This is a genomic window from Erythrobacter sp. WG (assembly GCF_026586795.1).
Lineage (GTDB): Bacteria > Pseudomonadota > Alphaproteobacteria > Sphingomonadales > Sphingomonadaceae > Erythrobacter.
Genome location: NZ_JAPFGY010000012.1, coordinates 86,292 through 94,371 on the forward strand (window position 1 = coordinate 86,292; position 8,080 = coordinate 94,371).

The following is an 8,080-nucleotide window of genomic DNA, read 5'->3' on the forward strand; positions in this document are numbered from 1 at the left end:
CTTACAGCCGCCAGCGCAGCGAAAGTCGCAGGTCGCGGCCCGCCATCGGGGCGAAATCCTTGAGCAGGCTGGCATGGCGGCGGGCTTCGACGTCGAACAGGTTGGTCGCCTGAAGCGACAGGTTGAGGCCGGGGAAGCGCTCGACAAAGGGCTGCCAGTCGAGGCTGAGATTGACCAGCGTGAAGGCATCGGTCGGCGTCTCCAGCGTGACGATCCGGCGCTGGGCGAAAACATGCTCGACCTCGGCCCGAGCCGTGACGGTGCTCGCAGCCGCGGCGATATCGGCAAGGATGCGGGCGGGGGGGATGCGCGGCGCGGGGCCCTCACCGGTGATGTTGACCCGCACCAGATCGGCGACCAGCGAGGTGCTGATGTCGAACGGCCCGGCCGTGCCAAGCTCGGCCCCCGCATCCAGTTCCAGCCCCCACAGCCGCGCCCGATCGCTGACAAAGCGGAATTCGGGCAGGCCTTCGTTGAGGTTGCCGGTTTCGATCTGGTAGATGAAGTTGGAAAAGCGCGTGGCATAGGCGCTCAGCTCCAGCCGCCAGCCATCGCCCTTGCCGCGCAGCCCGATCTCACCCCCCGTGCCGCGCTCGATCGCGAGCGTGGGATCGCCGATCTCGAAGGCCTGAGTGCCGACATGGGGGCCATTGGCGAGCAGTTCCTCGGCCGCCGGGGGGCGCGCGGTGGTCGACAGCGTGCCGACCAGCCGCCAGTCCCCGGCCACCCGCCACACCGCGCCAAGCGAGCCGGAGACTTTGCTGAAGCTGCGGTCGAAGTTGCGGGTGGGCGAAGTGATCCGGCGATGATCGTAGCGCAGCCCGGCCTCGATCCGCAGCGGCCCGGCTTCGAGTTCCTGTACCGCGAACAGGCCGAATTCCTCGGTCAGGTTGGGCGGGACGAAGGCCTCCTCGCCAATCGCCGAGAAATCGCGGCGCACGAATTGCCCGCCGAGTGCGCCGCTCCAGCTCCCCTGCCGGGCCTGCACCGCCTCAACCCGCACCTCGAGGCCCTTGTTGGCGAAGCGGGTACCGGCATCGTCGGGGTCCGCGCCGCCTTCGACATGGGCATAATCGGCATAGCCGCCGCGCAGGTTGAGCCGCTCGAAGAAGCCGCCGCCCAGCCCGATGCTGCCGCGCAGATCGAACCGGGTCTGGCGCGCATCGAGGAATACCTCCTCGGGCGCCCCGCCGCCGGTGAGATCGAAGCGCGGGGGCACGGCATATTCGGTTTCGAGATGGCTGATCGCCGCGCCGAGCGTGTCTTCGCCCGAAATCCACGCGATCCCGGCCGTGGCGATCTGCTGGCTCGCGTCGCTGTTGGGGATGCGCCCGCGCCGCTGCGCCAGCGCGCGCACCGCCGGATCGGGGCTGGCCGCCGCGCGGGCGCGCAGAGTGGGCGAAAGGATGAAGCCGCCGGTTCTGAGGTCGCCGGTGTCGAGCCAATTGCCGCCCACCCGCAATGCGATCTCGGGCGCAAGGCGCGCGGTGATCCCGGCGGCCAGGTTGCGCTCCTTGGCCGCAGTCGCGGCCCCCGCGACGATGTCTGCCGCAACCGGCGCATCCGGAACGCTGGTCGGCACCCGGCCATCGAGCACGTTGACCACGCCCCCGATCGCCGAAGGGCCAAAGCGCAGCGCGGCAGGCCCGCGCACCACCTCGATCCGCTCGGCGGTCAGCGGGTCGATCGCCACAGCATGATCGGCCGAGGTGTTGGAGACGTCGAACGCCCCGATCCCGTCGGTCAGCACCCGCACTCGTTCCCCCGTCAGCCCGCGCAGCACCGGACGCGAGGCATTGGGGCCGAAGGTCGCGGCCGACACGCCGGGGACGCGGGTGATGGTATCGCCGATCTGCGGGCGGGCGCTGCGCAGCAGATCGGCGCCCTGAAGGATCGTCACCGGCGAGGCGACGTCGATCCGCTCGCGTGCGATGGTGGTGGAAACGACGATCTCGCTGACAGCGTCGTCGCTCCCCGGCCGGGGTTGTTCGCCCTCAACCTCAACCTCTGCCTCGGGAGCAGTGTCGGCGAGCGCGGGCGTGCCGCCCAGTATTGTCCCGACGAGCCACAGGGCACCCAGTCCCGCCATCCTGCGCGCCGCCATCGGATCAGGCCGGCATCGCGAGCAGTTGCAGGAATTCGGCGCGGGTTACCGGATTGTCGCGGAACTCGCCCAGCATCCGGGAAGTGGTCATCTGCACCCCCGGCTTCTTGATCCCGCGGGTGGTCATGCACTGATGCGCGGCCTGAATCACCACCGCCACCCCGCGCGGGCAGAGCGCGTCGTTGATCGCATCGGCAATCTGGCCGGTCAGCGTTTCCTGGATCTGAAGCCGCTTGGCGTAGGCTTCGACCACCCGCGCCAGCTTGGAAATGCCGACCACGCGCCCGGCGGGCAGATAGGCAACATGCACCTTGCCGATGATCGGCACCATGTGATGCTCGCAATGCGATTCAAGCCGGATATCCCGCAGCATCACGATTTCATCATAGTGGTTGGTTTCCTCGAATGTGGTCTCCAGCATCAGGCGGGGGTCTTCGTCATAACCGCCGAAGAACTCCTCATAGGAGCGCACCACCCGGTCGGGCGTGCCGAGCAGGCCCTCGCGGTCCGGATCGTCGCCTGCCCATTCGATCAGGCAGCGCACGGCCTCCTCAGCCTCTTTCCGGGTGCGGCGACGGATGCGGGAAATGGGTTCGGGAGCGTTCATGGACTGGCTTTCGGGAGAGTGAAGAAAAACGGCTCGACGTGATGATATAAAATCACATAAAGGGAAAGCGCTATTCGTCGGATTGTTCCGGCCTCTCATCGACAGGCTGGCCGCCGACCTGAAGGACCATCAATGCGCGATCTGGTGTTTCACAATACGCTCGGCGGCGAGCGGCAGAGCTTTCGTCCGGCCGATCCGGGCCATGTGACGATCTATGTCTGCGGGCCGACTGTCTATGATTATGCCCACCTCGGCAATGCCCGGCCCGCGGTCGTGTTCGACGTGCTGGTGCGCCTCCTGCGGCGCCGGTTTGCCCGTGTGACCTATGCGCGCAATATCACCGACATCGACGATAAGATCAACGCGCGCGCAGCGCAGATGGGCGTGTCGATCGACACTATCACTGCCCGCTTTGCCGACGCCTATGCCGAGGACATGGCCGCAATCGGCTGCGCTTCGCCAGATGTGACCCCGCGCGTCACCGAGCATGTGCCTGAGATCATCGACTTCATCGCTCGCCTGATCGCGCGCGGCCACGCCTATGCGGCCGAGAGCCATGTGCTGTTCCACGTGCCCTCCTTTGCCGAATATGGCCGTCTGTCGGGCCGCTCGCTCGAAGACATGATCGCAGGCGCGCGGGTTGAAGTCGCCCCGTTCAAGCGCCATCCGGCGGACTTCGTGCTGTGGAAGCCTTCCGGCCCTGACCTCCCTGGCTGGGATAGCCCGTGGGGGCGCGGGCGACCGGGCTGGCACATCGAATGCTCGGCCATGATCGAAAGCCATCTCGGACACTCGATCGACATTCATGGCGGCGGGGCGGACCTGATCTTCCCGCACCACGAGAACGAAATCGCGCAGGGCACCGCCGCCCATAACGGGGCGTGCTATGCCGGGCTGTGGATGCACAACGGCATGGTCACGGTTGAAGGCCAGAAGATGGCCAAGTCTGCGGGCAACATGCTGACCGTGCGCGAGGCGCTTGACCGCTATCCGGCCGAGGCCTTGCGGCTGGTGCTGCTGTCGGCCCACTACCGCCAGCCGGTCGACTGGTCGCAGACCGCGGCCGAACGCGCGGTGGCGACGCTTGACCGGCTTTATGGCCTGCTTGGCGATGCCGGGGATGAGGCGATCGAGGCCGATCCTTCCGATCTTGCCGCAATCGAAGCGGCGCTGACGGATGATCTCGCCTTCCCCCGCGCGCTCGCCGCGCTGGCACAGCTGGCGACGGGGATCCGGCAAGCGGCCGATCCGCTCCGGCGGCGGCAATTGCAGGCGGCCCTGCGGGCAGGCGGCGATATGCTCGGGCTGCTCAACAATCCCGAAGAATGGCGCGAGCAGCGCGCCCGCATGGCCGCAGCCGCGCCGCGCGATCCCCCCGACCACGCCCGGATCGAGGCCGCGATCGCCGCGCGCAACGCCGCCCGCGCGCGCCGCGACTGGGCGGCCGCCGATGCGATCCGCGCCGAGCTGACCGCGCTTGGCGTGACCCTCACCGATCAGTCTGACACCACCACATGGACCCGCCAATGACCCCCGAGAGCCTGCATTTTGCCGTGCGCGAAAACGCCCCGATGATCGAGCTGGGCGATCAGCTCGCCCCGCGCTTCGATGCTGCCGGACTGATCCCGGTGATCACCTGCGAGGCGGAGACGGGCGCGGTGCTGATGCTCGGCCACATGAGCCCCGAGGCGCTGCGCCTGACGCTCACGACCGGCGAGGTGCATTATTTCTCCCGCACCCGCAAGGCGCTGTGGCGCAAGGGCGAACACAGCGGCTTTGTGCATCGGCTGGTCGAACTCAGGGTCGATGATGATCAGGACTGCCTGCTCGCCCGCGTCGCGCTGGAAGGGCCGGGATCGTGCCATGTCGGCTTCTATTCGTGCTTCTACCGCGCGGTTGACCGCGATGCGCTCGCCCCCGATGCCATCGTGCCGCTGCGCCGGATCGAAGACGAGGCTGCCTTCGATGCCGAAACGGTCTATGCGGGCCTGCCCAATCCGACCCTCATCTGAAACCGGGAACCTAAGATCGTGGCGCTGCTGACCTATCTCACCACCAATCACTTCGATTTCGGCGCGATCGCCAAGCTTGCCCCGGAGGCGGCGCGGTTTGGCATCACGCGCCCGCTCATCGCCACCGACGCAGGCGTGCGCGCGGCGGGGCTGCTCGACAAGGTGCTGGAGGCGCTGGGGCCGGTGGAGGCGGTGACAGTCTATGACCAGACCCCCGGCAACCCGACCGAGCGGGCGGTGCTGGAAGCGCTGGCGCTTTACGAGAGCGAGGGGTGCAACGGGGTGATCTGCCTTGGCGGCGGATCACCGATGGATCTGGGCAAGGCTGTCGCGCTGCTGGCGCGCTGCGGCGGGCCGCTGGCGCAGTATGATCCGCTCGCCGGCGGGCGCGGCAAGGCGACCGACATCGCCCCGCTGATCGCCATTCCCACTACCTCGGGCACGGGAAGCGAGGTCTCGCTCGGCTTTGTCATCATCATGGAGGACGGGCGCAAGCTGACCTTTGCCAGCCCGCTGTTCATCCCCAAGGTGGCGATCTGCGACCCTGACCTGACGCTCGGCCTGCCCGCGATGCTGACCGCGGCGACCGGGATGGACGCGATCACCCACTGCATCGAGGCCTTCCTCACCCCCACCGTCAACCCGCCTGCCGAGGGCGTGGCGCTCGATGGGCTGCGGCGGGGCTGGCGCCATATCGAGCGGGCGGTGGCCGACGGCGCTGATCGGGAAGCGCGCTGGGAGATGATGATGGCTTCGACCGAGGGCGCCTATGCCTTCGTCAAGGGACTGGGCGCGGTCCATGCGATGAGCCATGCCGCCGGGCGGATCGAGGCGCTGCGGCTCCACCACGGCACGCTGAATGCGCTGTTCCTGCCGGCCGTGCTGCGCTTCAACGCGGCGGCCTGCGGCGAGAAATATGCCCGGCTGCGCGAAGCGATGGGCCTTGGCGCCGGGGCGGATCTGGCCGATGCCGTGGCGACGATGAACCAGCGGATCGGGATCCCTTCCGGCCTTGCGGCGATGGGCGTTACCGACGATCACATGCCGGGCATTGTCGAATATGCCCAGAAGGACCTGGCGGCCCTGTCCAACCCAGTGCGCGCCGGGGCCGACGACTACGCGGCGATGGTGGCTGCGACGATGTAGCAGGCCTCAGGCCGGGCCTTTGCCGGTTTCGTCGCAGGCCTGGCAGATCCCGGTGACTTCCATGACCTTGCGCAGCGCCCGGAAATGCGCCGCTCTGGTCTGGACATCGACAGCCTCCTCGATTGCGCTGGCCTCGACCGCCTCAACCGCGCCGCAGCCTTCGCACATGAGCAGGACCCCGCCCGCGCCTGCCGCCGGGTCCGCGAGGCAATAGGCCTGCCGGCTTTCCACCCGTCGCACCACGGCGCAGTCCATCAGCACATCAAGCACGCGGTACACACTGTTGGGCGCGACCGTCTTGCCGAGTGCGCTGCCAAGCCTGGCGGCGATCTCGTAGGCGCCAAGCGGCTGGGCAGAGCCGGCAATCTCGCGCAGAACGGCTTCGCGGAAAGGGGTGAGGCAGGTGCCGTGAGCAGCGAACTGCGCAGCCGCTCGCGCGCGCTGCTGCTCCCAGGCTTCTCCTATTTCAAGGTCAACGCCTTGATAACCCGAAAGATTCGCCATTGAGCCCGATCCGTTTGGTGCCGGGGCAACCAAGCCTTCGGGGTAAACCATTACCCGCAGACCGGCTGCGCCTTGGGCAGATTACTTTGCAATCAGTGATATGTCACGATATAACACAACGTGATCGTAGTGACCGTTCTTGCAGGATTTTTTGCTGTTGCTGCTATGTCTGGGTGCAACCTGCGATTTCTGGGCAGAAGCGAGATGGAGATGTGCATGAAGAATGCTCTTAAGGCCGGCGCCTTTCTGGCAGCCACGATGGCGCTCGTCGCAGCACCTGTGATCGCCGAAGCATGCACCCGTGCAGTCTATCAGGGGCCTGAAGGCCGCGTCCTCACCGGGCGCAGCATGGACTGGAAAATGCCGATGGTCAGCAACCTGTGGGCCTTCCCGCGCGGGATCGCGCGCGACGGGGCTGCGGGCCCGCGTTCGGTGCGATGGAATGCGAAGTACGGGAGCCTTGCTGTCTCGGGCTATGACATCGCCACGGCTGATGGGATGAACGAGGCAGGACTGGTGGTGAACCTGCTTTGGGAAGTCGAAGCAACCTATCCCGAGGACGACGGCAAGACGCCGATGATCTCGCTTTCGGTTTTCCCGCAATACCTGCTTGATCGCTACGCCAGCGTGGCTGAAGCGGTTGCCGATCTTGCGGCCAATCCGGTGCTGGTGCAAGGCGGCGAAGTCCCGGTTGGCCCCCCGGGCAAAGCCGCGACGGTGCATGTCTCGATCTCCGATGCAAGCGGCGACAGCGCCATCATCGAATTCGTCAAGGGCAAGATGGTCGTGCATCACAGCCGCGAATATCAGGTGATGACGAACGAACCGACGTTCGAGCGCCAGCTGGCCATCCGTGAATATTGGAAAGGTGTTAACCCGCGCGAATTCCTACCCGGAACGGTGCGTGCCACCGATCGTTTCGTGCGGGCGAGCTTCTATATCAACGCGGTGGAACAGACCGCTGATCCGCGCCGCGCGGCGGCTTCGGTGTTCAGCGTGATCCGGCACGTCTCGGTGCCCTGGGGCTTTTCGATTGCCGATGCGCCCAATCTCTCAACGACACGTTGGCGGGTGGTGGCTGACCATAAGGACCGGCGCTACTATGTCGAATCCGTGAACTCGCCGAGCGTGTTCTGGGTGGATCTCGACAAGCTGGACTTCAGGCCAAGCGCACGGGTGAAGAAGCTCGACCTCGGTATGGACATGGAGCGGGTGCTGTCGGGCGAGACGTCGGCGCAATTCACGCCTGCCGATGCTTTCCGTTTTCAGCCGGCTGATTGAGGCGCAGCCCTTGCTCTGGCCAGAAAGGCGAAGAATGGGGCCTCGTCGGTGGCAAGTCCCAGCCGCCGGAAGCCCCCACTCCGCTTTCGGGAGCGGGCAGGAGGCGTGGACATGATTGTAACGGGCCGGGATGACGGTTGGGGCGCAATCGGTTTGAGTGCAGAATTCCGGCCTTTCCCAGGCGTCGCCCCATAGCTGACTGGCCGGTATTGGCGAAGACAGTCACTCGGCATACCGTCTGGGAGCGACTGCAAAGTCCCAGAGCCGGCAATTCAGACGTGACGGTGCCCTGCACGGGGCAATCCCGAGGCTAATACCAAAGCGCATTGATCATGACCCATGCGCCCATTGCCGCATGCCGATGGACATGATGCGCCACGGCTGATTGACGAGGTTGTTCCAGGCGAAGCAGCAGTGGTCGACGAT

The 8,080-nt window shown here is 66.4% G+C and carries 7 protein-coding genes; 4 read left to right on the forward strand and 3 right to left on the reverse strand.

What is annotated here, in order from left to right:
• Window position 1 precedes the first annotated feature (1 nt).
• Window positions 2-2,089 carry a TonB-dependent receptor gene (locus tag OPU67_RS08270; protein ID WP_267619063.1) on the reverse strand — a complete coding sequence of 696 codons (2,088 nt, stop codon included), beginning with the start codon at window positions 2,087-2,089 and terminating at the stop codon, window positions 2-4.
• Window positions 2,090-2,108: 19 nt separating this feature from the next.
• Window positions 2,109-2,711: a GTP cyclohydrolase I FolE gene (gene folE / locus OPU67_RS08275; protein WP_267619064.1), complete on the reverse strand. Its 603-nt coding sequence runs from the start codon at window positions 2,709-2,711 to the stop codon at window positions 2,109-2,111.
• A gap of 132 nt (window positions 2,712-2,843) precedes the next feature.
• Here folE and cysS point away from each other — a divergent pair, with 132 nt between their 5' ends.
• The 3 genes from cysS to OPU67_RS08290 are packed head-to-tail and all read left to right on the forward strand — an operon-like array spanning window position 2,844 to window position 5,869.
• Entirely contained in the window at window positions 2,844-4,241 is a 1,398-nt protein-coding gene (gene cysS / locus OPU67_RS08280) for a cysteine--tRNA ligase (protein ID WP_267619065.1), read from the forward strand.
• Window positions 4,238-4,723 (forward strand): phosphoribosyl-AMP cyclohydrolase, encoded by a 486-nt coding sequence (gene hisI / locus OPU67_RS08285; protein ID WP_324255358.1) that lies wholly within the window; start codon window positions 4,238-4,240, stop codon window positions 4,721-4,723. The genes cysS and hisI overlap by 4 nt, the downstream gene beginning before the upstream one ends.
• A gap of 18 nt (window positions 4,724-4,741) precedes the next feature.
• Window positions 4,742-5,869 (forward strand): iron-containing alcohol dehydrogenase, encoded by a 1,128-nt coding sequence (locus OPU67_RS08290; RefSeq protein ID WP_267619066.1) that lies wholly within the window; start codon window positions 4,742-4,744, stop codon window positions 5,867-5,869.
• Window positions 5,870-5,875: 6 nt separating this feature from the next.
• On the opposite strand, the gene OPU67_RS08295 is transcribed toward OPU67_RS08290, so the two are convergent.
• Window positions 5,876-6,373, reverse strand: coding sequence for a Fur family transcriptional regulator (locus OPU67_RS08295; protein ID WP_267619067.1), 498 nt, complete (start codon window positions 6,371-6,373; stop codon window positions 5,876-5,878).
• A 216-nt stretch (window positions 6,374-6,589) separates the two neighbouring features.
• Here OPU67_RS08295 and OPU67_RS08300 point away from each other — a divergent pair, with 216 nt between their 5' ends.
• Window positions 6,590-7,654, forward strand: coding sequence for a linear amide C-N hydrolase (locus OPU67_RS08300; protein ID WP_267619068.1), 1,065 nt, complete (start codon window positions 6,590-6,592; stop codon window positions 7,652-7,654).
• Window positions 7,655-8,080 lie beyond the last annotated feature (426 nt).